At 58.0% G+C, this 24955-nt stretch carries 18 protein-coding genes; 9 read left to right on the forward strand and 9 right to left on the reverse strand.

The genetic code is table 11. From position 1 onward, the window contains the following. Positions 1-216 precede the first annotated feature (216 nt). Complete coding sequence (gene mltA / locus R84865_RS03990) at positions 217-1383, forward strand: murein transglycosylase A (protein ID WP_435632872.1); 1167 nt, start codon at positions 217-219, stop codon at positions 1381-1383. Between the two features lie 317 nt (positions 1384-1700). Then, on the forward strand, positions 1701-2594 hold the full coding sequence (gene ypfJ, locus R84865_RS03995) for a KPN_02809 family neutral zinc metallopeptidase (protein ID WP_435638888.1): 894 nt from the start codon (positions 1701-1703) through the stop codon (positions 2592-2594). A gap of 108 nt (positions 2595-2702) precedes the next feature. Here ypfJ and R84865_RS04000 read toward each other — a convergent pair whose 3' ends face one another. From R84865_RS04000 to R84865_RS04010, 3 genes are all read right to left on the reverse strand, one after another. Further along, the gene (locus R84865_RS04000; protein WP_435638889.1) at positions 2703-3707 is read right to left on the reverse strand and encodes an ornithine carbamoyltransferase; all 1005 of its coding nucleotides are present in this window, start codon (positions 3705-3707) and stop codon (positions 2703-2705) included. 199 nt (positions 3708-3906) lie between these two features. Then, on the reverse strand, positions 3907-5232 hold the full coding sequence (uhpC, locus tag R84865_RS04005) for an MFS transporter family glucose-6-phosphate receptor UhpC (RefSeq protein ID WP_435638890.1): 1326 nt from the start codon (positions 5230-5232) through the stop codon (positions 3907-3909). 172 nt (positions 5233-5404) lie between these two features. After that, complete coding sequence (locus R84865_RS04010; protein ID WP_435638891.1) at positions 5405-6334, reverse strand: LysR substrate-binding domain-containing protein; 930 nt, start codon at positions 6332-6334, stop codon at positions 5405-5407. Positions 6335-6487: 153 nt separating this feature from the next. Here R84865_RS04010 and R84865_RS04015 point away from each other — a divergent pair, with 153 nt between their 5' ends. Next, positions 6488-7696, forward strand: coding sequence for an MFS transporter (locus tag R84865_RS04015; RefSeq protein ID WP_435632877.1), 1209 nt, complete (start codon positions 6488-6490; stop codon positions 7694-7696). A 60-nt stretch (positions 7697-7756) separates the two neighbouring features. Here the strand turns inward: R84865_RS04015 and R84865_RS04020 are convergent, their stop codons facing one another. Then, entirely contained in the window at positions 7757-9160 is a 1404-nt protein-coding gene (locus tag R84865_RS04020) for an amino acid permease (RefSeq protein WP_435638892.1), read from the reverse strand. A gap of 222 nt (positions 9161-9382) precedes the next feature. Between R84865_RS04020 and R84865_RS04025 the strand changes: the two genes are divergently transcribed. Continuing rightward, a complete protein-coding gene (locus tag R84865_RS04025) occupies positions 9383-9727 on the forward strand; it encodes a hypothetical protein (protein ID WP_435632879.1) in 345 nt (114 codons plus the stop codon). Positions 9728-10084: 357 nt separating this feature from the next. Beyond that, complete coding sequence (locus R84865_RS04030; RefSeq protein WP_435638893.1) at positions 10085-10510, forward strand: hypothetical protein; 426 nt, start codon at positions 10085-10087, stop codon at positions 10508-10510. A 427-nt stretch (positions 10511-10937) separates the two neighbouring features. On the opposite strand, the gene R84865_RS04035 is transcribed toward R84865_RS04030, so the two are convergent. Together R84865_RS04035 and R84865_RS04040 are read right to left on the reverse strand one after the other, a co-directional pair. Continuing rightward, complete coding sequence (locus tag R84865_RS04035; RefSeq protein ID WP_435638894.1) at positions 10938-11924, reverse strand: glutathione S-transferase family protein; 987 nt, start codon at positions 11922-11924, stop codon at positions 10938-10940. A 169-nt stretch (positions 11925-12093) separates the two neighbouring features. Beyond that, entirely contained in the window at positions 12094-12264 is a 171-nt protein-coding gene (locus R84865_RS04040) for a hypothetical protein (RefSeq protein ID WP_435638895.1), read from the reverse strand. 598 nt (positions 12265-12862) lie between these two features. On the opposite strand from R84865_RS04040, the gene R84865_RS04045 reads away from it, so the two are divergent. Further along, positions 12863-14089 carry a Hint domain-containing protein gene (locus tag R84865_RS04045; protein WP_435638896.1) on the forward strand — a complete coding sequence of 409 codons (1227 nt, stop codon included), beginning with the start codon at positions 12863-12865 and terminating at the stop codon, positions 14087-14089. A gap of 399 nt (positions 14090-14488) precedes the next feature. Continuing rightward, positions 14489-15877 carry an MFS transporter gene (locus tag R84865_RS04050; protein ID WP_435638897.1) on the forward strand — a complete coding sequence of 463 codons (1389 nt, stop codon included), beginning with the start codon at positions 14489-14491 and terminating at the stop codon, positions 15875-15877. A gap of 132 nt (positions 15878-16009) precedes the next feature. Here R84865_RS04050 and R84865_RS04055 read toward each other — a convergent pair whose 3' ends face one another. Beyond that, on the reverse strand, positions 16010-16930 hold the full coding sequence (locus tag R84865_RS04055; RefSeq protein WP_435638898.1) for a LysR family transcriptional regulator: 921 nt from the start codon (positions 16928-16930) through the stop codon (positions 16010-16012). 164 nt (positions 16931-17094) lie between these two features. Between R84865_RS04055 and kdgD the strand changes: the two genes are divergently transcribed. Next, entirely contained in the window at positions 17095-18009 is a 915-nt protein-coding gene (gene kdgD / locus R84865_RS04060; protein WP_435632886.1) for a 5-dehydro-4-deoxyglucarate dehydratase, read from the forward strand. Then, on the forward strand, positions 18009-19358 hold the full coding sequence (gudD, locus tag R84865_RS04065) for a glucarate dehydratase (protein ID WP_435632887.1): 1350 nt from the start codon (positions 18009-18011) through the stop codon (positions 19356-19358). The genes kdgD and gudD overlap by 1 nt, the downstream gene beginning before the upstream one ends. A gap of 93 nt (positions 19359-19451) precedes the next feature. On the opposite strand, the gene atzF is transcribed toward gudD, so the two are convergent. Both atzF and uca read right to left on the reverse strand, forming a co-directional pair. After that, positions 19452-21275, reverse strand: a complete 1824-nt coding sequence (gene atzF, locus R84865_RS04070) for an allophanate hydrolase (protein ID WP_435638899.1) — start codon at positions 21273-21275, stop codon at positions 19452-19454. Then, positions 21272-24895 (reverse strand): urea carboxylase, encoded by a 3624-nt coding sequence (gene uca / locus R84865_RS04075; RefSeq protein ID WP_435638900.1) that lies wholly within the window; start codon positions 24893-24895, stop codon positions 21272-21274. Before uca ends, atzF begins: the two co-directional genes overlap by 4 nt. Between the last annotated feature and the right edge of the window lie 60 nt (positions 24896-24955).

Genomic DNA, 24955 nt, shown 5'->3' on the forward strand with positions numbered 1-24955 from the left:
TAAAGCTTGCATATTGTGCACTACCATTCGTTCGCTAAATGTCATTTACTGCCGCTGCCCACCACCGTCATGATCAGGCTGGCTGAATAATGCGTGCGCATCGCAGTATTGGCTAACGCACATCGTAGCGGTGTTCATAGTGGCCGATTTGTCACCCGTACTATAGGTCACAACGTTTATCCTGATGCAGTAGACACAGGCGAAAGAGGAACAAGTTTGTACTTTATCACTTCCAGGTTTTCCCGCTCCGTTGGCATTATCGCGACGTTGACAACTCTCTCGCTGCTCGCCGCCTGTTCAAGCTCGCCTTCCAACGAAGGACGCGATAGCAATACCGACACGACTGATACCGGCGTTGCTACGTCTCCGGGAGCAGGCGTGCATCCCGTTACCCCGCCTGAGCCTTCTTCGCCGCCGCGCATGACGCCGGGCGTATGGCGACAAGTGCCGGGCTGGTCACGCGAAGATCCCACGTCGGCATGGGGCGCTTTCCGTTCCAGCTGTCTAGCGCTCGCCTCGAAACCCAAATGGCGCAGCGTATGCAGCGCTTCCCAGCGCGTTGATCCGCTCGACAATGTGGCGGTGAAGCGCTTCTTTGAAGACCACTTTACGCCGTATCAGCTCACCAATGGCAACGGTACCTCGTCGGGCACCATCACCGGCTACTACGAACCCGAGTTGCAGGGCTCTCTCACTCGCCATGGCGCTTACCAAACGCCCATTCACGCCAAACCCGCCAACGTGAGTCGCTGGCGTCTTAATCGTCCTCGCGCGCAGCTGCTCTCCAGCGGCGTGCTGAAAGGGCACGAATTGGTGTGGGTGAACGATCCCGTCGAAGCCGCTTACCTGCAAATTCAGGGGTCAGGGCTGGTGAAGCTGGATAATGGTAAAGCGATGCGCATCGGATTCGCCGATACCAACAACCAATCCTTCCGTTCCTTCGCTCGCTGGCTGATCAACCGCCACGAAATCACCTATGCGCAGGCGACGCTGCCGGGTATTCGCGCATGGGCCAAACGCAATCCCGCCCGTGTCGAGCAGATGCTCAATAGCAATCCGCGCTATGTTTACTTCCGCGAGATGACGATCGAGGATGTTGACGACAATAGCGGCCCAATCGGCGCCCTTGGCGTACCACTAACGCCCGAGCGCAGTATTGCGATCGATCCCTCCAAGGTGCCGCTGGGCGCGCCGGTCTTCCTGTCGACCACGCATCCTGGCACCGGTGCACCTATCCAGCGCCTGATGATGGCCCAGGACACCGGCAGCGCCATTAAGGGTGCGGTGCGTGCCGACTTCTTCTGGGGACGCGGTGATACCGCAGGCGAGATCGCCGGTAAAACCAAACAGCGCGGTCAAATGTGGGTACTCGAGCCTAAATAAACCCGCTAACACGGCGGACAGGCTCTGTCCGCCAGACAACGTGGCATGCGCCCGCCGCATTAGCGGGGCATGCTGCTGTTGTCTTTGGCCTCCCCACATTGCGCTACGATAGCGGTAATGCCGCCCCGTAAAGCGGTGCGGGTATCCCTGATCGCCCCACGCCGTCCGGCGAGGCAACAACGGGCTATTCGGTAACGTCTCCCAAAATCTGAAAATAAACTGAAAAAATTGCTAAACTCCGTTCCTCGCACGCACACCACGCCAAATACCGTGCCAATACAACCTTCGGATTTCGGCTTTAACAGGAAGCAGCACTCATGAAATGGGATAAAGGGCGCCGCAGCGATAACGTAGAAGATCAGCGGGGCAGCAGCGGTGGCCGCATGTCGCTGGGAGGAAAAGGCAAGCTCAGCATCGGCGGCATCGCCGTTATTGCGCTAGTGGGTTGGCTAATGGGCGAAAGTCCGATGCAAATCCTCAACCAGATTATTGGTCAGTCGGGCATGTCAGGGCAGTCGCAATCGGCTTCTCAACAGAGCGCGCCGCCCAAAAACGACGAACAAAGCCAGCAACAGGTCGATTTCGTTAAAACCATCCTGGGTGATACTGAAGACACCTGGAAGCAACTGCTACAACAGCGCGGCGTGCAGTACACCGATCCGAAGCTGATACTGTTCAGCGGCGGTGTTAACTCCGGCTGCGGCTTCGCCTCGACGGCAACAGGCCCCTTCTACTGCCCGGCCGATCGCCAGGTGTATCTCGACCTGTCGTTTTTCGATGAAATGAAGCAGCAGTTCTCGGCTAGCGGCGATTTCGCCAATGCTTACGTGATTGCCCACGAAATTGGACACCATGTGCAGAACGAGCTGGGAATTTCACGCAAAATTCAGCAACTGGCACAGCAAGGTGAGCCAATGAAGGGCGCTAACGGTCTGTCGGTACGGCAGGAACTGCAAGCCGACTGTTTCGCGGGGGTGTGGGCACACCATGCCCAACAGCGCCATCACTGGCTGGAAGATGGCGATGTTGAATCGGCCCTGAACGCTGCCAACGCCATCGGTGACGACCGCCTGCAACAGCAGTCGCAGGGGCGCGCAGTGCCCGACTCCTTCACCCACGGCACATCACAGCAGCGCGTTAACTGGTTTACTCGCGGCCTGAAGAGCGGCGATATCGATCAGTGCGATACGCTTAGCGCACAAACGCTGTAACGAGCGCTTTTCCTTCGGCGCCGCCACGTGCCGCCAGCGTCATTACCAAACAAACGGGCCGCCCACGATGGGCGGCCCGTTTTGCGATTGCGCGGAGATATCAGCCTATTAGCCGAGCGACGCCACCATAATCGCCTTAATGGTGTGCAGTCGGTTCTCAGCCTGATCGAAACAGACATTAGCCGCAGATTCGAAGACCTCTTCGGTTACCTCTATACCATCGGCAAACTGCGGATAGCGCTCTGCGACCTGCTTTCCTACCGCAGTATCGGTGTTGTGGAACGCCGGTAGGCAGTGCATGAATTTAACCCGCGGATTGTTGGCGGCCGCCAGCATGGCCGCATCGACGCGGTAAGGGGTCAGCAGTTTGATACGCTCATCCCACACCTCTGCGGGCTCGCCCATCGACACCCAGATATCGGTGTGAATGAAGTCCACACCGTCTACTGCCGCGTGCGCATCCTCGGTAAGCGTAATGCGGGCACCGCTCAGTGCTGCAAAGGCTCGGCATTCTTCTACAAACGCTTCATCGGGCCACAGCGCACGCGGCGCACCAATGCGCACGTCCATGCCAAGCTTGGCACCAATCATCAGCAGCGAACGCCCCATGTTAAAACGCGCATCGCCCAAGTAGGCGTAGCTAATGGCGCTCAAGGGCCCATCGCGATGCTCTCGCATGGTCAGTACATCTGCCAGCATTTGGGTGGGATGGAAGTCGTCGGTCAGACCGTTAAACACCGGCACCCCAGCGTATTTCGCCAGTGCTTCCACAGTACTCTGATGATCGCCACGGTACTCAATGGCGTCGAACATCCGTCCCAGCACGCGAGCAGTATCCTTGATCGACTCCTTGTGACCAATCTGCGACGACGACGGCTCCATGTAGGTGACCCCCGCGCCTTGGTCGCGTGCGGCTACTTCGAAGGCACAGCGGGTGCGCGTCGAGGTTTTCTCAAAAATCAGCGCAATGTTCTTGCCGCTTAATCGCTGCTGCTCATGCCCCGCATACTTGGCGCGCTTCAGCTCAGCCGATAGCTCGACAAGAAATTCGATCTCTTGCTGCGAATGGTGCATAAGGCTCAGAAGCGAGCGATTTTTGAGATTAAAGGCCATGATTGAGTTCCGGGAGAGCAGCCAGATACTGCACGCATGAAAAGAAAAAAGGACGTGCATTGAGTGATGCAGCGTCCGCCGTTAAGAGAATCAGTCAAGATAGCAGGAACCAGCGGTTAAGCAAATGGTCGCCTTACCGCTGCCTCCGCTGCACGCTAACGACCCATTATGCGGCCGTTAGCATGGGAAAGTGCTAACGTTAACGCGATGGCGCTCTCACCACACGCGCCTTGGCTAATGGCGCCAGCAGCAGCGCGGTCAGCGCAGCCGCTACTGCCAGCACGCCTAAGAAGCCCGTCCAGCTCCACACGTCGAGCACGCGGGCAATGGGATAACCGGCAAGGGCGGCACCCATGTATGCAAACAGGCCGACGAAACCGGTGGACGCGCCCGCGGCTTCCTTGTGCGAAGCCTCCGCAGCCGCCAGGCCAATCAGCATTTGCGGGCCGAAAATGAAGAAACCGATCAGGAAAAAGCTGCCCGCCAGCAGCGTGAAGTTCTGCGTCGGCAGCCACCACAGCAGCGCCACCGACGCCACCACACCGATCGCAAAGATCAGGTTCATAGGCCCGCGATTGCCCTTGAACAACTTGTCAGACCCCCAGCCCGCTACCAGCGTGCCGAGCAGCCCGCCCAGCTCGAACAGCGACAGCGCAGAGTTGGCGCTAATCAGCGAATAGCCGTGCTCGCGAATCAAAAACAGATTGCCCCAATCGTTGATACCGGTACGCACCACGTACACCAGCACATAGGCAAACGCCAGCAGCCACACATAGCGATTGAGCAGCACGTAGCGGCACAGCACGTCTTTCAGCGGCAGCCCTTTGCCGTCCTGCTCCTGCGCTTTTTCGGCCGCATCGTTTTGCCACTCGCCCACGCTCGGCAGCCCCAGCGAGCGCGGCCTGTCGCGCACGCGCCAGCACACCACCAGACCAAACAGCACCGCCACAACGCCCGGCACCACCATGCCGTAGCGCCAGCCCCAGTGCACCGCCAGCACGCCTGCCAAGAGCGGAATCAGCGCCGCACCGACATTGTGCGAGGTATTCCAGATCGACCACCACAGCCCACGCTCCTTGCGCGAGTACCAGGTGGTGAGTAGTCGTGAACACGGCGGCCATCCCCACCCCTGAAAGAAGGCGTTCAGAATCCACAGCGTCATTAACGCCAGCAAAGAGGACGAGAGCCCGAAGAAAATGTTGATGACACCGGTGGCTATTAAGCCAAGCCCCATGAAATAGCGGGGATTCGCTTTGTCACTCAGAATGCCCGACACAAACTTGGATACGCCATAGGTCAGATAGAAGGCCGTGCCCAGCATACCGATATCCGCTGCCTTCAAACCGAGGTCTTCAAGCATGGAGGGCATCACGAAGTTAAAACTCTTGCGGGTGAAATAAAAGACGGCGTAGCCAATATAAGTGGTGATTAGGATATTGATACGCCAGTAGCGGTACAGGTGATCAACCTGCTGTTGATCCTGAATCAGCGGCTGATCAGGGGCCTCGCGGAGGAAGTGAAACACGAGCGGATGCCTTGCGTGGGAGATGACCGGCGCAGTATAGAGCGCAAAGCAACGGGTAAAACGCTACTTTTATCTTATTATGACGATTACTCACCGATAATTAAGTTACAAATAAATCAATTAATTACCGTGTGCTCACGCAGCATGATATTCGCCGCCAAAGCGCCCCACGTTATTCGCGCAAAGGAGCGGTTTCCGCGAGCAACCACTCACTCAATGCCTGAATATCCGGCGAGTTTGCGCGCCTTCTGTCGTAGACAAGGTAGTGGCAACGCTCTTTTGCCATATAACGCTCTTCCAGCGGCCGAACCAGCTCGCCGCTTGCCAACTGCGGTTCCACCAGATGCCGCCATGCCAGCCCGATACCAATATCCTGACGCACCGCATCGATCATCATCGAAAACTGGCTGAACTGCATTTCGCGGTGACCGCGCTGGCGCTCGATACCTACCGCTTCAAACCAGAAGTCCCAATCGATGGGTGTCCATAGCTGTGACGCCCAGTGACGGGCGCTTAGATCCACCAGCGTCACCTGCGACAGCCCCTCCAGCGTGGCTACTTCTGGATGCTGATCAAGAAAGCGTGGTGTGCATACCGGAAAGACTTCTTCGGAAAACAGATATTCGGCCACATAGCGCGGTGATTGCGGCTGCCCCAGAAAGACGGCCGCGTCGAATTCTTCGTCGAGGCTCGGGTTACCTTCACGGCTCAGCATATGCAGCTGAAGCTCTGGATAGAGCTGATTCAGCGATGCAAAGCGCGGCATAAACCACAGTTGGGCAAATGCAGACGAAATGGCAAGCGTTAGATAACCGCGATGGCGCCGCTGCACCAGCGCTTCGGAAACACTGGCCAACTGCTGTAGCGCGTGAGTGGCGGTGGGCTGGAGCAGCATGCCTGCTTCAGTAAGCTCAATCGAGCGATGGGTGCGCTTGAACAACGCTACGCCGAAATAGGCCTCCAGCACCTTTATTTGTCGACTGACAGCAGCTGGAGTAACGAAAAGTTCTTCAGCGGCTTTGTTGAAGCCAAGATGACGCGCTGCTGCTTCGAACGTACGAAGGGCGTTGAGTGGCGGCAGCTTCAGACGGCTTTCTTGCATGGAGAAGGGGTCCTGAGCAGGACGATGCGCCGTCCTTTCGATTAACAATAACTCAACTGTCAGTGATTAGAAGTCGTTTGTCTAGCGGCGCGTTGCCGGCGCATTATGCGCGCCTTTTCAACGCACACGACCGCTTACCCTGGGGGAAGCCCTATGAACACCGCCACCGATACCACCGGCCCCCGCACCGCTCCCCTGCCCAACCGTTTGCCGATTGCGCTGCTGACGTTGAGCGCCTTTGTCGCGATCACCACCGAATACGGCATCATTGGCATTATGCCCGAGCTGGCGCAGGGGCTTGGCGTGTCGACCACCACCGCCGGTCAGCTAGTGACGCTGTTCGCGGTGACGGTCATGCTGAGCGGGCCATTTCTGACGGCATTGCTGGCAGGCAAGAAGCGCAAGCCGCTATTTATTAGCGTAATGGTTATTTACGCGGTCGCTAATCTGATAGCGGCGCTGGCGCCCAATTTCGCCACCCTCGCCATTGCCCGTATCCTGCCAGCGCTAGCGCTGCCGGTGTTTTGGGGCACTGCCAGTGAAACAGCCGTGCAGCTGGCCGGACCCGGTAACGCGGGGCGCGCGTCGGCGCAGTTCTATCTGGGGTCGGCCTGCGCGCTGCTCATCGGCATTCCATTCGGCACCCTGATATCGCATCTGCTGGGCTGGCGTGCGCTTTTTGGCGTGCTGGCGTTGCTATCGCTGATCACCGCCGCCGCGCACTACTACTACATGCCCACGCTGGAGAAACCGCTGAAATTCAGGCTGAAAGAGCAGTTAGGCATTCTTAAAAAGCCGTACTTCCTGATCAACCTGCTGCTGTCGGTGGTGGTATTTACCGCGATGTTTACCGCATACACCTACTTCGCCCACTTCCTGCAAAAGGTCGCTGGGGTAAGCGATGCCGATGTTGGCTGGTGGCTGCTGGGCTTCGGTGCCATTGGTCTGGTGGGAAACTGGCTGGGCGGCAAATTTCTCGATCGCAGCCTACTGCGCACCACGATCTTCTTTTTATCCATGCTCGGCGGCGGCATGACCTTAAGCACCCTGATGGCATCGCAGCCAATACTGCTATGGATCGCCTTAGCCATGTGGGGAATCGCCTACACAGCGCTCTTTCCCGTGTGTCAGGTGCGAGTGGTAGCCGCCGCCCAGCGTGCCAAAGCGTTGGCAGGCACCATGAATGTCTCTGCGACCAACGGCGGCACCGCGTTGGGCTCGATGATAGGTGGCGCCATTGTGGCCCAGTGGGGCATCGGAATACTTGGCTTCGCCGCAACGCTGATTGCGCTGCTGGGCGTATGGCTTACCTGGCAGACCATTAAAATGAAACGGCGCTATGCGATAGCGCCGTTGGAGTGAGGGGAAGCGCGCGATGGAATGAGCTCGAGTGTTCCTCCATCGCGATCGCCACGCGAGGTATTACGACGACCACACCGCCTGCTGCATCTGCCGAGCACGATTCAAGCGGGCGCTGTTCCAGATTCCCGCGGCCACCACGACAAAGGCCACCGATCCGGTCATGATCGATTCGGTGCGAAAATCCGGCGAAATCAGCATATAGCCCAGCACCGTCAACAGACCCGCAATAGTGAGATAGCTCAGCCCCGGGAACAGCCACATCTTCAGCTGCGGCGTCTCTCCGCGCGCGGCCATGGCATAGCGAAGCCTAACCTGTGACACCGCAATCACCAGATACACCAGCATCGCTATTGCCCCGGTAGACGCCAGCAGGGTGCTGAAAATATCTTCGGGAAACAGGAAGTTGCAGAGGCTGGCAATAACGCCCACTAGCGCAGAAGCAACCACTGCACGGCGCGGCACGCCGTTGGACGAAATTCGCGCCATCAGCGCGGGGGCATCCTTGCGCGATGCCAGCGACAGCATCATTCGAGAGGCGGTATAGAGCGCGGAATTCATGCAGCTGGTGACCGCAGTCAACACAATCATGTCGACGATCAGCCGTGCCCGAGGAATTTGCAGCACTTCCAGTGCACGCTGGAAGGTGCCGACTTCTACCAGACGCGGATCGTTCCAGTTAACGATGCACACCGCCAGCAGCATAGAAACCAGATAGAAGATGGCAATCCGCCACACCACCAGCTTGGTGGCGTGGGTAATCTGCGTTTTCGGATCGCGCGATTCGGCAGCGGCAATGGTGACGATTTCAGCGCCAAAGAACGAAAACGCCGTAATCAGCACCCCGCCAATTACCGCACCGGCACCATTCGGCGCAAAGCCGCCCAATTGGGTGAGACGCGCGAAGCCGCCCTGATCGGGTACCGGCAGCACGCCGGCAACCGCGGCTATTCCCAGCACGATAAAGGCGATGATCGCGACGACCTTGATCAGTGAGAACCAGAATTCCAGCTCACCGAACCCCGCCACGCTCAGCAGATTGGTGCCCATCAGCACTAGCACGATGGCCAGCGACAGCAGCCACACCGGAAATTCGGGCAAATACGCATGCACGATATGCGCGCCCGCGATCGCCTCGACCGGCAGCACCAGCACCCAGAACCACCAATAGAGCCAGCCAATGGTAAATCCGGCCCATTTGCCGATGGCGCGGTCTGCGTAGGTAGAAAAGGAGCCGGAATCGGGCTGGGTAACGGCCATTTCGCCCAGCATGCGCATGATTAGAATCACGATCACACCGGTAAAGGCGTAGCACAGGATAGCGGCAGGGCCTGCAACGGCAATGGCGTTGGAGGAGCCAACAAAGAGACCGGCACCAATGATGCCCGCAATCGAGATCATGGTGACCTGGCGAGTTTTCAGTTGGCCTTTAAGCTGATGGCCGGGAGCGTCTGAAGTAGCAGACATGAGACCTCACCGTCGTTGTGGTTGGAATTATCAAGGACTCTAGCCCTAGCCAGCGTGAACCGGCAGGGGAAAATCAAATGTGCGGTACGCAACTCGTTAGGTAAAGAGCCAATAACCTTATATGAGCAATAAATATTGGACCTATCACTCGATTAAGCTTTCCCAAACCCCGCCTCGCGGCTATCTTTGCTACGATCATTTTTTTGGCTCGGAGAAGCCTTCATGACTGACGCACAGACTGCCAATACCCCCGCCACCGCCGTAGAAAGACAGCCCATTAGCTGCATGAATTGGTTTTGGACGGTGTTTGCCATGGGTATACCGCTGGTGAATGTCGCCTTTTGCCTTTACTGGATATTTACTAAGCGTACCCAACCCTCCAAGCGCAATTTCGCCATTGCGACGCTCATCTGGATGGTGCTATGGGTCATCTTCTATGGCGCGCTACTGTCAGGACTTAATGGGTGGCTGTCCCATTTGAGCGACGACGATAGCGCATCCTCGTCGCACTACTCGCAGCAGCACGATGACGCTCCCGAAAGTAGCTCGACATCGACATCAGTGTAGTGGCCCTGCTCGCTCCAGCGAACGAATAAGCACTAAGGGGTCGAGCAACGCAGGTGCGGCCTGAAGGCGCCGATTAGCACGCATTCGATGCAGGGGCTCTGCCATGTGGCTGAAATATGCAGGCTGTGTAACCGACTGAGTAAAACCTTCCTCGCTCTTTCCAATGACGTTGGCAAGCGGCGAGCGAAGGCGTCTGATTGACATATAATTTCTGTTTTTCCAGCTTCTTTGACATTAATGTCTCAATAACAACTTTTTGAAGAAATTTTCGATTCCCCGCCAGAAAATCTGCTATCTATTCCGTGAATCGGAGTGCTGTTAATGTCACAGCCTCATTCCATGACGGAGAATTACTACATGAAACACGCACTTGCAGTCGCTTCCTTGGTCGCCGCTTCACTTACTGCCGGCAGTGCACTGGCCGCTCCCGCGGAGCATGCTCACAGCGCTACCGCCCCCACCGCTGCTTCGGCACAGAGCTTCCTTCACCAGCGCTATCAGCCGCTGCTCGAGTCCTGGAATCTCAGCAGCGATCAGCAGAGCGCGGTCTGGAAAGCTGAGCAGCACTTCTTCCAGAGCCTGCCCAAACACCAGCGTCCTGCGCGCGGTGAAAAACCGACGCCGCCTACTGCTGAGCAGCGCGCCGCATTCAAAAAGGCCTTGGATACCCGCCACGCTGAACTGGCCAAGGTACTCAACGGCAAACAGCTAGCCGCCTGGGAAGCCGTAACCAAACCGCCGATGGGCCCGCGTCATCACCAAATGATGCACAAACGCGGATAAGCTGAAGGCTTCTCCCGTCAGCGCCTCGGTCATCCAATGACCGGGGCGTTTTTGTGTGCATCTGCGGTAAGGATAATCTGCGGCGTACTGGCGGGGCGCCGGCGTTATTCGACAGTGGGGTTAGCTTCTACGGGCAGGTCAGCGCGCGAATGGCACGCCGATGACCGGCGATGAACGGGGCGTGGGAAGATGCCGCGCCATGGTCTAACGCAGCAGGGTCGGGCACAGGAAGTGTTCAGCGTTAGCGGGTCACCGTACGGAACTTCGCGCTCTGTAGAACAGACAAAAAAATGCCCGACTGGGGAAGCCGGGCCATCAATAAAAGAATCATTGCAAGGGAACACTAACTGAGACCATGCCACGATTCGAAAAGTTCACTTCTACGATAAAAAAATCGTGAAATCGTATCGATCGCTCGATTTTCGCCTTACGTGAACAACGCCTCACGCCCATGAGGCGCGCTGAGATCCTCGTCAGGGCCGATTGAGATAACGCCCGTGGGATTGAACGTTTTGTGGCTGCGATAGTAGTGGTGACGAATATGATCGATATCCACCGTCTTGCTTACGCCTTCGTGCTGATAGATGTCGCGCAGGTAGCCGAACAGGTTCGGGTAGTCACTAATGCGTTTGCGATCGCATTTGAAATGCGTGACGTAAACCGGATCGAACCTCACCAGCGTGGTCCACAGCCGAATATCAGCCTCAGTAAGTTGATCACCCGTAAGGAAGCGCTGCTGGCTCAGCCGCGCTTCCAGCGCATCGAGGGTGTCGAATACCTGCACCACCGCCTCATCGTAGGCCTCCTGCGATGTCGCAAAACCTGAGCGATACACCCCGTTATTCAGCGTCGGGTAGATCCAGCCATTCAGCTCGTCGATCTGCGTACGCAGTGCATCAGGGTAGAAGTGCCCTGGCGTCGCGCCCAGCTCATCAAAGGCGGTGTTGAACATGCGGATGATTTCGGAGGACTCATTGCTAACGATGGTTTCACGCTGCTTATCCCACAGCACCGGCACCGTGACACGACCGCTGTAATGCGGGTCGGCCTTCAGATAAATTTGGTACAGGTAATCGTTGCCGTACAGCGTGTCGCCGGTCGCGTTGTGAAAATCGCTATCGAAGGTCCAGCCGTTCTCCAGCATGAGCGGATGCACAACTGATACCGAGATGAAGTCTTCCAGCCCTTTCAACTGTCGCACAATCAGCGTGCGATGCGCCCAAGGACACGCCAGCGACACGTACAGGTGATAGCGCCCTTTCTCGGCCGCAAAACCGCCTTCGCCCGAAGGACCTGCCGAACCATCCGCCGTTAACCAATGGCGAAACTGCGACGTCGAGCGCTCAAAGCGCCCGCCGCTCGACTTGGTGTCGTACCACACGTCGTGCCACACCCCATCAACCAGCATACCCATCGTATCTCTCCCGTCTTTACGGTTTATATTCTCGCTAGGTTAGGCGCTCCAAGACACATAATAAACCGGTGATTTTCGGAATTATTGTAAGTGCAGAGTAGACAATGCCGGGGAATCACGCTCATGCCAGAGAAACCGAAAAGCGCTCAGCGGCCTGAATGAAGCGGTACTAAACCAATGCTATTCGGTCAGCACTCGGGACGATAGCGGTTAGCGCGCCGCCGATGCCGTTGCGCGCTGCTTCGAGCAGCGCTTTCAGCGTTGGAGAGCGGTGTAGCCCTACCGTAATGCCGCCACGAGACAAGCCCCTGTAGCGCATGATGATAGAGAAAGAACCCAATCGCGGTTGCCAACGGAAGAGAGCCGCAGTAGCGGCATGTCCACACCTATGGCCACTCTTTTTGATCGCGATCAGGTAAGGCGTACGACACACCACTGATAGTGCTCAAGGTAATCGACTAAACGATATCTCCTTATTTTTAGCACACTTCTTATAGCGCGACCCTCTTCCCTACTTTCGAGTGATCAATCCGTAATAATACCCGCCTCATGGTGACATCTTGTTACTTAAATTCCGGCACCTCACTGTTAACTACTTAAATAAAAATAATCATAAAATTAACTTCTAATTAATTTTAGCGGGACGGGGAAATAAATTAGGTAACGAATGTACCGAAAAAAAAGCAATTTTGGTTAACACCTGCCGTAACGCTGAAAGGCGCGCCATCCGGGCGCTAGCGAGAAATGCGCAACATTGTATGAGTTACAAGAAAGAACATAATTAATCAATATCTTACGGTTAAGTGTCCTAATGGCCTGGATTGAAAATAACAAAAATAAGGGGGTATCAATGCCGTTGGAATTGCTAGACCATTTTTTTGTTGGAATCAATTAATCCAATCTTAAATACAACTACTACCGTATAGATGAGTAACTTCATGTTAAATAAAGGCGTTAGCCATTTCGGTCTTTTCACTACCCCCTTTTCCGGGCATGATACGGACCGTACTTTCAGGGATGAGTTCGATCAGCTTCCCGGCGTTCCTTCCCACTTTGAGCTCGAATATGAGGGCTTGGATCACTCTAACATTCATCCAGGAAAATTCGGCTGGTGGGTAAGCGAAAACACCCACCAAGAGCTACACAACCTGCGGAATTCTGCCCAGGAAATGGGCGACCGTCTGGACGGTTTGACTAATGGCACGGGCCCTACCGGCGGCGTGATAAAGCCTTACAACTTGAAAGATGTTGACCATACGCTGGGCAATGTCGTTAACCATGGTGGCCTACAGGGACTGGATCCTAATGATTCAAGCTATCTGAATAGTCCCGTCAATAAATTCGCTCACTTTCAGGGCGGAAACGATGATTTCGATCAGGCAGGGGAATATGCCAAGCTTGCCCAGCCTTACACGGACTACATGTACAACAGCATTGAGCAATACTCTGACAGTCAGGTGGAACAGGGCAACAGCGATCCCCGCGACAGCCTGCGCCACTGGGATTCGTTCAAGAACCTGCACGACACCATGCACAAGAACTATCCGGTTCCTTGCTTCACCAGAGGCACGCTCATCAGCACTCCTAATGGTGAAGTGCCTATCGAATCACTTTCGGAAGGCGACTTGGTGAATACAGAGGCTGGAGCGCAGCCAATCAAATGGATCGGCCACCGCACCATTAAGCATCTCCACACATTTAGTCGCAAAGCCAAGCTCAGCGCCGTGCCGGTAATGATTCAACAGCATGCCATTGCCGACAACGTACCATCGCGCGACATGGTGGTATCACCATGGCACCACCTGTACGTCAATAATGTGCTGGTGCGCGCAATGGATTTGCTCAATGGCAGCACCATTTTTTACCTCGAAAGCGCTAAAGAAGCTCAGTACATGCATATCGAGCTCGACACATTCAACGTGATTGAGGCTAATAACCTGCTGTCGGAATCCTTCTCCGATAGCGGCCGTAATCGCGCGACCTTCAGCAATGCGAAGCTGACCGACTTGCAGCCCAATTGGCACGAAAAACGCGGCATGGCACCACGCCCCGGATTCACCGTCGTACGTCCCAACAAGAACGGTGAAGTGCTCAACGCCATTCATCAACAGCTGAGCAACCGAGCCGCTCTACTGAGTGAAAGCGCTGAATACGCCTTGGCGTAATGGAAACGTTAGCGAATTAGCCTGCTAAACAGAACGCCCGATAAGGTAACGCTTATCGGGCGTTATTTTGATGGCGCGCCTGGTCATCGTCGCTATTTCTTTCACTTATCACGCCCACGCAAACACCGGCCGTCGCCTGCGCTGAGACGGAGGTCTGAAGGCAGCAACACTACCCCGATGCTACCCACCATGCCCTCTGCTTACCGTTCATTTCCATCACCGGCGCGTGCTGGCTGTACGCTGATACAAGAATTGGATAACCGCATGCAATGACTGAATGCAGGCCGCTGCGGGATGGGCATAGTCGCTACATTTTTCAATACTCCAGACAACGCACGTTGGATCGAAGCAACAGGCAAATTCCATACTCCCGGCGTCGCAGTCATGGAGGACAGTGCAATGAGCGACAGACTGCCGGCGCAGCAACACGCCATCAGCGCACAGGTCGCGGTGTCCCAACAGCGAAGCGGGCACGTTCGCTACGCGGTACTGGCAGCTATCTTCTCGATTACCGTGTTCAACTTTGCCGACCGCTCGATCATGTCGGTGGCAGGCGTGCAAATTACCGAGCACTTCGGGCTTTCTCCGCAGCAGTTGGGGGTTATCTTCTCGGGATTCAGTTGGGCGTACGCGATCGGCCAATTTCCCGGCGGCTGGCTGCTCGATCGATTTGGTGCCAAACGCATTTACGGATTAAGCATTATCCTGTGGTCGGTTTTTACTCTGCTGCAGGGCCTAGTAGATAGCATCGCAAGCATGGGCATCGATGCGGTCGCGGCGTTCTTCCTACTGCGCTTCATGCTAGGTATCGTCGAATCGCCGACCTTTCCCGCAAACTCGCGTATTGTCGCCACCTGGTTTCCGATTGCGGAGCGTGGTTTTGCTTCCTCACTGTTCGCATCAGCACAGTATTTTGCCGTGGTGCTGTTCACACCGCTGATGGCATGGATGACGCATGCGTTTGGCTGGCAGCACCTGTTCCTGTGGATGGGGCTAGTTGGCATAGTGCTGGGCATTCTGTGGTTCGTTGGCTATAGCGACCCTTCCCGTAACAAATGGCTGGGTGAAGCAGAAAAGCAATGGATGCGTGAAGGTGATGCTCTGGTTGATCTCGAAGCCGAGCGACGCAGCCACGGTGCTGGCCTTCAGTGGCGCGATGTTGCCTGTTTATTTACCTCACGGATGCTATGGGGCATTTATCTCGGCCAATACTGCATTACCGCCCTCACCAGCTTTTTTATTACCTGGTTTCCCATCTATTTGGTGCAAAGCCGCGGCATGTCGATTGTCGACGCGGGAATGGTCGCAGCACTTCCGGCAATGGGAGGCTGTACTGGCGGGGTATTGGGTGGATTGTTCTCGGACGTATTGATTCGCCGAGGCGTGCCCTCCTCACCGGCGCGTAAAATGCCGTTTGTGATCGGCATGGCGCTTTCGACAACGCTGGTGTTATCCAACTATGTCAGTGGTGACCCCGCCGTTATCGCGCTAATGGCGCTGGCCTTTTTCGGCAAGGGATTCGCTGCTGTTGGCTGGGGCATGATTGCCGACACTGCTCCCAAAGACATAATGGGGCTTGCCAGCGGGATATTTAATGGCATTGGAAATCTATCCGGCGTACTGACGCCGGTGGTGATTGGCTATGTGGTTGCGCTCACTCATTCATTCGATGATGCGCTGTGGTTTGTGGCCGCGCATGCGCTGTTGGCCATTGTGGCCGTTGTTGTTGCAGGACGCTTCCACCGCCTATCGTCGCCTTCCGAGCAGCTCCCGCTTTATTGCCGATAACGGGTGACCCCGCTCGACGGCTGCGCGCTAGGCATCCACAAAACCGGGGGCAATAAAAAGCGCCGAGCTCATTGATCAGAGGCTCGGCGCTATGCCGTTAACAGGGCGGTCAGCCAGCAATAACGAGTGGCGCTATGCGCTGCGCGCCGCTGCTGCGGAACCGGCCACAAACAGCGCTTTCTCAGCCTTGAGAATATGCGCCAGCGCTGGATTGCCGTTGCCTTTCTTCCATACCATATCGAGCGATACCAAAGGCTTTTCGCTTACGCCCCCGACGCGTCGATAGACGATGCCTTCGTTGCGTAATTTGTTCGCCGACTCGGGCACCAGCGCGATGCCCATGCCGCCGTAGACCAGCGCTAAAATCGAGTGAATCTGCGATACGTACTGGGAATAAAGCGGCGTAACATCGCAGCGCTCAAAAAGTCGTTCGATTAGTTCGTGGAAGTAGCGGGCCTCGTCAGGCGAATAGTGAATAAACCGACGGCCGGCGAAATCATCCAGCGTTAGCTGCCTTTGCAACCCCAGCGGATCGTCTTCAGGCAGCGCTGCCACCAGCGGCTCGTGGATTACCTGACGATGCTCCAACTCCTTGCGATGAACCAGCGGACGCATCAACGCTAAATCGAGTGTGCCGTTTTCCAGCGCATCCAGCTGGCTCATGCTGACCATCTCACGCAGATGAAAATCGACGTCGGGTAACCGCGACTTCCAGCGCTGTAGCGCTTGCGGCAAATAGCGATAGCTGGCCGCGGCGGTAAAGCCGATGGCAACGCTACCAGCATCGCCGGTACCCACGCGCCGAATCTGCATACTGGTCGTTCGCGCCATCCGCAGCAGCTCGTAAGCATCTTTCAGTAACGCTCGCCCTGCGGTGGTGAGCTTCACCGAGCGATTGTTGCGCTGCAACAGCAGCGTGCCCAACTGGTGCTCAAGCAGCTGGATCTGACGGCTAAGCGGGGGTTGCGTCATGTTCAGACGGTCGGCGGCGCGACGGAAGTGCAACTCTTCAGCCACAGCGACAAAACAACGCAACTGGTTGAGTTCGAACATGCCTGGAGTCTCGAGAAAGTTTCGTTAATTAAAATACTAATTTATTTAAAAGAAACATCTACCAATAATTTAATAACAGAATCAATCAATACCTTTTTTAATATTTACTGAATCATCGATCGACTCATACCATCACTCCATCATCCACTCGCTGGAGCCCCCTCATGAGTCGTTACACGCCCAAGGAAGTTGCGCAAACGCTGGCCGATGGCCTGTTGTCTTTCCCCGTCACGCACTTTGATAACGCCTTGGCCTTCGACGAGCCGGCGTTTCGCAACAACCTCGAATGGCTATCGGGCTATCCCGCCCCCGGGCTATTTGCGCCAGGCGGTACCGGCGAGTTCTTTTCGCTAGGGCTGGAGGAAGTCAGTCGCGTGACCAAGGCCGCTGTCGAAGTGGCCGGAAAACGCACGCTAGTGATTGGCGCAGCAGGCTACGGCACTGCGATCGCCATCGAGATGGCGCAGGCCGCTGAACGCGCCGGCGCTGATGCGCTTTTGCTGCTGCCACCCTATCTGACCGAAGCCCCTTCCGCTGGTATTGCTGAGCGTGCCGAGCAGGTATGTCGCGCGACTTCGCTGGGAGTGATTATCTACGGCCGTGCCAATGGCAAGCTGGAAGCCGATGATTTGGCACGCGTGGCTGAGCGTTGCCCCAACCTGATTGGCTATAAGGATGGCGTTGGCGATATTGATCGCATGACGCGTATCTATAGCCGATTGGGTGATCGGCTGTTCTATCTCGGCGGGCTGCCTACGGCGGAAACCTTCGCGCTGCCCTATCTCGAAATGGGGGTGACGACCTACTCATCGGCAATCTTCAACTTCCTGCCAGAATGGGCGCTCGAGTTTTATGCCGCGGTGCGCGCTCGCGACCATGCCAAGATCTACCGTGAGCTCAACGACTTTGTGCTGCCCTGTACCCAGCTGCGCAATCGCTGCCCAGGCTACGCGGTATCGATTGTCAAAGCAGGCATGCGCGCAATAGGACGCCCCGCAGGGCCGGTGCGTCCACCGCTGCTCGACCTGAGCGAAAGTGAACTGAGCGAGCTTACCGCGCTCATAGGAGATCGCCGCTAATGACCATGTCAGCATCGATAGCTTCCCAAACGCCTCGCGTCACTGCGATCGATGTCATTCCGGTGGCGGGCCACGACAGCATGCTGCTCAACCTGAGCGGTGCTCATGGCCCCTGGTTCACCCGCAATCTGCTGATCGTGACAGATAGCAGCGGCGCTACCGGCGTCGGTGAGGTGCCCGGCGGCGAAGCGATTCGCCAAACCCTGGAGGACGCGCGCGAACTGGTGATCAATGCGCCCATTGGTAACTACCAGCAGGTGCTGAACCGCATCCGTACCCGTTTCGCTGATCGCGATAGCGCGGGGCGTGGCAACCAAACCTTCGATCTGCGCACTACCATTCACGCGGTCACTGCAGTAGAAGCCGCACTGCTCGATCTGCTTGGCAAATTTCTCGAGCTGCCGGTGGCTGCACTGCTGGGGGAAGGCCAACAGCGCGAGGCGGTCGATATGCTCGGTTATCTCTTTTACGTTGGCGACCGCCGAATGACTGGCCTTGATTACCGGAATGGCGCTCAAGCTCAGGATGCGTGGGAGGCGCTGCGCGATGAGCCGGCGCTTACTCCTGAGGCGGTGGTCAGGCTGGCAGAAGCGGCACAGCAGCGCTACGGCTTCAAAGACTTCAAGCTCAAGGGCGGCGTGTTCAACGGTGCACAGGAGATGGAAGCCATTACTGCGCTGGCCGAACGCTTTCCGGAGGCTCGCATAACGCTGGACCCCAACGGTGCCTGGTTGCTGAAGGATGCGATCCGCTTGTGTCGGGACATGCGCGGCACGTTAGCGTACGCAGAAGACCCATGCGGCGCAGAAGACGGCTTTTCGGGGCGCGAAGTCATGGCAGAATTCCGCCGTGCCACCGGCTTGCCAACCGCCACCAATATGATCGCCACCGACTGGCGCCAACTGGTGCACGCACTGTCGCTACACTCCGTCGATATTCCGCTGGCCGATCCTCATTTCTGGACCCTGCAGGGCGCCGTGCGCGTTGCCCAGACCTGCCGCGACTGGGGGCTGACCTGGGGTTCACACTCCAACAACCACTTTGATGTATCGCTGGCGATGTTTACCCACGCCGCCGCCGCTGCGCCGGGTAAGGTAACGGCGATAGACACCCATTGGATTTGGCAGGACGGTCAGTACCTGACCCGCGACCCACTGCGCATTCGTGATGGCAAGGTAGAGGTGCCCAAACGCCCTGGTCTGGGCATCGAGCTGAATATGGAGGCCGTTCACCGGGCCAACCACCACTATCTGGTCAATGGGCTCGGCGCACGCGACGACGCCAAGGCGATGCAGTGCATCATTCCCAACTGGAGGTTCGATAACAAAACGCCCTGCATGGTGCGCTAGGCCGCGATCCCGCCTGTTCGGCTAACCCTCCGCAAAAAATAACGCGCGCAGGCAGGCCGTAGCCCACTTGCGCGCGTTATCAGCCAGCTGACCTTACGCTTTTTCTTGGAAAGCGCGCCAGCCGCCATAGGCGGTGATGTCTTCAGCGTCTTGCTGCGCCACTGCTTCACAAATGAAGCCTTTGACCCAACGCCCGTCCGCCAGCTCAACGTTACCGATGCCCAGCGGTGCCGGCACTTCGGCAACAAACTCACCGAACCGCGCGAGCGGTACTTGCCACAGCTCTACCACGATCTCCGCCCCCGCCGGCTGCGCGGCAGCGCGCGCTAGCCCGGGTTTGGGCGGTGTGGTATTGCTCAATGCGTAGAGCCGATAACGCGCAGCGGTGGTGGTTTGCTCCAGCAGCGTGGCGTTGCGCTGCGTCAGTTGATAATTGAGCGGCATCCCGGTCAGGTGCGCCCCAACAACCGCCAGCGTCACGGCGCCTGACGCCACATCCGCCTCAGGCAACGCGGGGCGCGTCTGCGTATAAGGCCGCTGCGTCGCCCCCAACGGCAGCGCCAGCGCGCGCTGCCAGCGTTTGCCAAAGGCCGCCAGCGCGGCGTCGTGCCACGCCGGAGCGATCAGCGTGATCCCCGCCGGCAGACCATCGGCGCGGAAATCGCCAGGCAGTGCCAAGGCGCTAAGATCAGCCAGATTGGTGAAGTTGGTGTAGGTGCCAAACTGCGAGTTATAGGCAATCGGCTGCTCTGCCATCTCAGCGATAGTGCGAATCGTCGGCGAAGTGGGCACCACCATCGCATCAAGCGGCGCCAGCAAGGTGTCGATGCGCTGTTTCAACTCAGCACGACGATACTCTGCGCGATACGCGTCCACTGCGCTATAGCGACGGCCTTGCGCCACGATTTCACGCACGCTGGGGTCGATTGCTTCGGGCTGCTCGCGCAGCAGCGTTTCCAGTGCTGCAGTGCGTTCCGCCACCCACGGCCCCTGATAGAGCTGTTCGGCCAGCGTATCGAACGGCTCGCTCGGAATCTCGACCAGCTCGACGCCCAGCCCACGCAGGCGCTCAAGCGCTTGCTCGAAGGCGGCTTGCGCCTGGGTATCGCCGAAAAAGCGCAGCGTATCGGGTACGCCAAAGCGCGGCGTGCTGCTGAAGTCAACCGGTGCGGTATAAGGATTCTGCCGCGAATAGGCGTCGTCAGCGTCGTAAACGCTGAGCAGCTGCGCGGCAAATTCTGCGTCTTCGACGCTCAGCGCAAAGATCGACACGCAATCGACGCTACGGCAAGCGGGCAGCACGCCGTTGGTCGACAACCGACCGCGAGTAGGCTTCAGCCCAACGATGTTGTTGAAGCCCGCGGGCACCCTTCCCGAGCCCGCGGTATCGGTACCCAGCGCCAGCGGCACCAAACCGCGGGCGACAACGCTGGCCGAGCCCGAACTCGAGCCGCCGCTGACGTAGCGGCTATCCACGCTATTGGGCACCGCGCCGTAGGGAGAGCGGGTGCCGACCAGTCCGGTCGCAAACTGATCCAGATTGGTCTTGCCAACGATAATCGCGCCCAGTGATTTTAGCTGCCTGATCACGCTGGCATCTTCGGAGGGCGTGTAGGCCGCAGCAGGACAGGCGGCGGTGGTACTGAAGCCGACCACGTCGATGTTGTCTTTCACCGCGATGGGCACCCCCCACAGCGGCAGCCTGGCACCCTGCGCATCCGCGTGCTCGAGCTGCTGCCACTGCTCCGCCAAATCAGACGCCGACAGTAGCGTGATCCATGCCGTGTCGTCGCTCTCGTTAAGCGCCTCCAGCAACGTCTGCAAGCGCTCAAGCCCGCCCCCGGCTCGCTGCTGCTGGCACCACTCCGACAGCGTCCAACCCAGCGTTTCCAAAGGCTGCTGTGCTGATGTCGTCATGGCTGATCTCCTTCAGTCGTTGGCGCTGTCGCTTCGGCAACGATAATGACCTGCTGCCCCGCGCTCAGGCCGCTGCCTTCAGCTACCGGCAGTTGGGTGACGGTGCCCGCCTTGCGCGACACCAGCGGAATTTCCATCTTCATGGATTCGATCAGCGCTACCGTCTGCCCTACGGCAACCTCGTCGCCTACCGCCACCTGCAATTTCCACAGGCTGCCCGCGACCGGCGAATCGATGCTGGCTTCCCCTTCCTGCAGCGCTGACTCAGCGGTCTCCACCACTTCTGGCGCGGCGTAGGTGAACTGCCCGTTGGCACGCCAGTCGTCGATTTCCTGCTGAAAGGCCTTGTCGCGCTGCTCACGGAAACGCTGAATGGCCGCTTCGTTATCTTCCAGCCGCTTCAGATAATCGGAGAGCCGGAAGGTGGTATGGCGCACTTGCAGCTCGAAACTGCCGTGCAGGAAGTCGCGGCGCTGGCGCATCAGTTCGTCGTGCGACACCTCGTAAAAGCGCAGCGTATCGAAGAAGCGCAGCAGCCAGCGTTCGCTGAACCACGGCGTGGTGCGGTAGCGATTCCACATTTGCAGCGTTCTGCCCACAAACTGGTAGCCGCCCGGGCCCTCCATGCCGTATACGCATAGATAAGCACCGCCAATACCCACCGAGTTTTCGGCGGTCCAGGTACGCGCGGGGTTGTACTTGGTCGTGACCAAGCGCTGCGTCGGGTCGAGCGGCGTCGCCACTGGCGCGCCCAGATACACGTCGCCCAGCCCCATCACCAGATACTCCGCCTCGAAGACTACATCGCGCACCGCACCAATATCCTCCAAGCCATTGATACGGCGAATAAACTCAAGGTTACTGGGATACCAGGGTGCATTCGGCCTAACCGACTGATGATAGTGCTCAATCGCCTTGCGGCAGTCGGGATCGTCCCACGACAGCGGCAGCATCACTTCGCGCGTTTCGATCTCCAGGTCTTCGATATCGCGCAGCTCGCGCTCGGCCGTCTCGAGTGTCGCCAGCAGCTCCATTAGCGGCAGTCGCTGCGCATCGTAATGCACCTGCAGCGAGCGAATGCCCGGCGTGGTTTCGATCACCCCCGCGATCTGCTGCTGCTCAAACCACAGCATCCAGGCATGAGCACGAAAGCGCTGGGCGATATCCAGCGCCATCGGGCCAAATTCAATCAGCAGGAAGTCGTCGCCGGCTAACCGATACACCAGACGCTTATCTGGCTGCTGCTCATCCACGCTGCGAATAACCGGCGAGCGGCGGCTTTGCTGCGGCTCAACAGGCGGCAGCCATTGCAGGTTGTCGAGCAAGCGGTACTGACGCCGCTCGAGTGCGCCCGCATCTTCAAGCGTAATCGGCACAAAACGCACCTTGTCGCCCGGTGCCAGCTGACCAATCTTCCAACGCTCGCTGCGCACCACCGTGGCAGGACACACAAAGCCCCCCAGCGATGGGCCGTCGGGGCCGAGGATGATCGGCATATCACCGGTAAAGTCGATGGTGCCGAAGGCGTAAGCATTATCGTGAATATTGGACGGATGCAGCCCGGCTTCGCCGCCGTCGCTGCGCGCCCATTGCGGATGTGGCCCCACCAGCCGCACGCCGGTACGGCTCGAGTTGTAGTGCACTTCCCACTTATGCTCGAAGAAGGTGTCGATATCCTGCTCGGTGAAGAAGTCCGGCGCGCCGTGCGGCCCATAAATCACCGCTATTTCCCACACCTTCTGCTGGCCCTGTAATTCAGGAATCAGCCGGCTATCCAGCGTGGCGGGCGCGATTGGTGTCGCATCGCTAAGCGGCAAGCGATCCCCCACCCGCAGCGCATGACCGTGCAGGCCGCCAAACTGGCCCAGCGTGAAGGTGCTGCGCGAGCCCAGGTACTGCGGACACGCAATGCCACCGCGCACCAACAGATAGGCGCGCATACCCGCCTGCACGCGGCCCAGCGTCAGGGTTTGCCCTGCCGCAACGTCGACCACCTGCCACTGCGCCAGCTCGACGCCATCCAGCGTCGCCTCAATCGGCGCACCAGCAACGACAACCTGTGCCGCGTGGTGGAAGGCCAGCGTTGGCCCGGCCACGGTAATTTCTATTCCCGCCGCAGTGTCGGCGTTTTCCAGCAGCCGATTGCCCAGCCGGAACGACCAGTCATCAAATGGCCCCGAAGGCGGCACACCCACCGACCAATAGCCTTGGCGGCCGGGATAATCCTGAATGGTCGTCAGCGTACCGGCATCGAGCACTTCCAGCGCCTGCGGCTGCCAAGCGAAATCGGCCAGCCAGCGGGTGTGGATGTCGCTGGCGGCAAAACGCGCGTCAGCCACAATGGCCGCCAGCCAATCCACGTTGGTAATCAGCCCATTCAGCTGAGTGTAGTGCAGCGCATCCGCCAACGTTGCCAGGGCTTGTTCGCGCGTCTCGGCATAGGCGATGACCTTGGCCAGCATTGGATCGAACAGCGCGGTAATCTGCATGTCCGACACCAGCGCATGATCGATACGCAGGTTGTCGCCCTGCGGCAGCACCAGTTGGGTCAGCTGTCCTGCGCTGGGGCGGAAGTCGTACAGCGGGTCCTCGGCGTAAATACGCGCCTGAATCGCATGGCCCTTGGCCTGCAGCTGCTCGGGAGCCTCGAATGCTGCGATGGTTTCGCCCGCGCCTAGCCGCAGCATCCACTCGACCAGATCGACGTTCCACACCATCTCGGTAACGCCGTGCTCGACCTGCAGCCGCGTATTGACCTCGAGAAAGTAGAATTCATCGCGCTCGCTGTCGTAGATAAATTCGACCGTGCCCGCACTGCGATAGTTGATCGACTCCCCCAGCGCGATCGCGGTGCGCTGCAATGCCTCACGGGTTGCCGATGGCAGGCACGCCGCAGGCGTTTCTTCGATCACCTTCTGGTTGCGCCGCTGGGTCGAACAATCGCGCTCGCCCAACGCTATCACTCGGCCCGCGCCATCGCCGAAAATCTGCACTTCCAAGTGGCGGGCGCGGTCCAAATAAGCCTCGAGGTAAACGCTGCCGTTACCGAAGTTGCGCTCCCCCAGCTGCTGCACCGAGTGGAAGCTCGCATCGAGCGCTTCGGCGTCACGGCAGATGTGCATCCCAATGCCACCGCCGCCGGCGGTCGATTTCAGCATCACCGGATAGCCAATCCGCTCGGCTTCTTGGCGCGCCATGTCGATGTCGGTCAGCAGTTCGCTACCCGGTACCAGCGGTACATTCGCCTTGCTCGCCAGTTCGCGAGCGCGGTGTTTATAGCCAAAGGCGCGCACTTGCTCGGCGGTGGGGCCGAGAAACACCATGCCGGCCTGCTCACAGGCGGCGATAAAATCGGGGTTTTCCGACAAGAAGCCATAGCCGGGGTGAATCGCTTCAGCACCGGTTTCGCGCGCAATCGCGATCAGCTTATCGATATCAAGATAGGTAGCGGCAACGTCACCGTCGCCCAGCGACACGGCGTGATTGGCTTCATGTACATAGGGGGCGTCGCGATCGGCCTCGGCGTATACCACCACGGACTCGATCCCTAACGCGTGAAGGGTGCGAAGAATGCGGGCCACAATGGCCCCTCGGTTGGCGATCAAAACCTTGCTGAACATCGCTGAACCTTTGCTATAGGGGCGGGTCGTCCCGCCATTGTCGTAGTAGCGACAGGTCGT

The sequence above is a fragment of the Carnimonas bestiolae genome, from assembly GCF_051251145.1.
GTDB lineage: Bacteria > Pseudomonadota > Gammaproteobacteria > Pseudomonadales > Halomonadaceae > Carnimonas > Carnimonas bestiolae.

Bases quoted from the DNA above. Each gene is read 5' to 3' on its own strand.
- ypfJ (WP_435638888.1), top strand. From the start codon at position 1,701: ATGAAATGGGATAAAGGGCGCCGCAGCGATAACGTAGAAGATCAGCGG.
- R84865_RS04000 (WP_435638889.1), bottom strand. From the start codon at position 3,707: ATGGCCTTTAATCTCAAAAATCGCTCGCTTCTGAGCCTTATGCACCAT.
- R84865_RS04010 (WP_435638891.1), bottom strand. From the start codon at position 6,334: ATGCAAGAAAGCCGTCTGAAGCTGCCGCCACTCAACGCCCTTCGTACG.
- R84865_RS04015 (WP_435632877.1), top strand. From the start codon at position 6,488: ATGAACACCGCCACCGATACCACCGGCCCCCGCACCGCTCCCCTGCCC.
- R84865_RS04020 (WP_435638892.1), bottom strand. From the start codon at position 9,160: ATGTCTGCTACTTCAGACGCTCCCGGCCATCAGCTTAAAGGCCAACTG.
- R84865_RS04025 (WP_435632879.1), top strand. From the start codon at position 9,383: ATGACTGACGCACAGACTGCCAATACCCCCGCCACCGCCGTAGAAAGA.
- R84865_RS04030 (WP_435638893.1), top strand. From the start codon at position 10,085: ATGAAACACGCACTTGCAGTCGCTTCCTTGGTCGCCGCTTCACTTACT.
- R84865_RS04035 (WP_435638894.1), bottom strand. From the start codon at position 11,924: ATGGGTATGCTGGTTGATGGGGTGTGGCACGACGTGTGGTACGACACC.
- R84865_RS04045 (WP_435638896.1), top strand. From the start codon at position 12,863: ATGTTAAATAAAGGCGTTAGCCATTTCGGTCTTTTCACTACCCCCTTT.
- R84865_RS04050 (WP_435638897.1), top strand. From the start codon at position 14,489: ATGAGCGACAGACTGCCGGCGCAGCAACACGCCATCAGCGCACAGGTC.
- R84865_RS04055 (WP_435638898.1), bottom strand. From the start codon at position 16,930: ATGTTCGAACTCAACCAGTTGCGTTGTTTTGTCGCTGTGGCTGAAGAG.
- kdgD (WP_435632886.1), top strand. From the start codon at position 17,095: ATGAGTCGTTACACGCCCAAGGAAGTTGCGCAAACGCTGGCCGATGGC.
- gudD (WP_435632887.1), top strand. From the start codon at position 18,009: ATGACCATGTCAGCATCGATAGCTTCCCAAACGCCTCGCGTCACTGCG.
- atzF (WP_435638899.1), bottom strand. From the start codon at position 21,275: ATGACGACATCAGCACAGCAGCCTTTGGAAACGCTGGGTTGGACGCTG.
- uca (WP_435638900.1), bottom strand. From the start codon at position 24,895: ATGTTCAGCAAGGTTTTGATCGCCAACCGAGGGGCCATTGTGGCCCGC.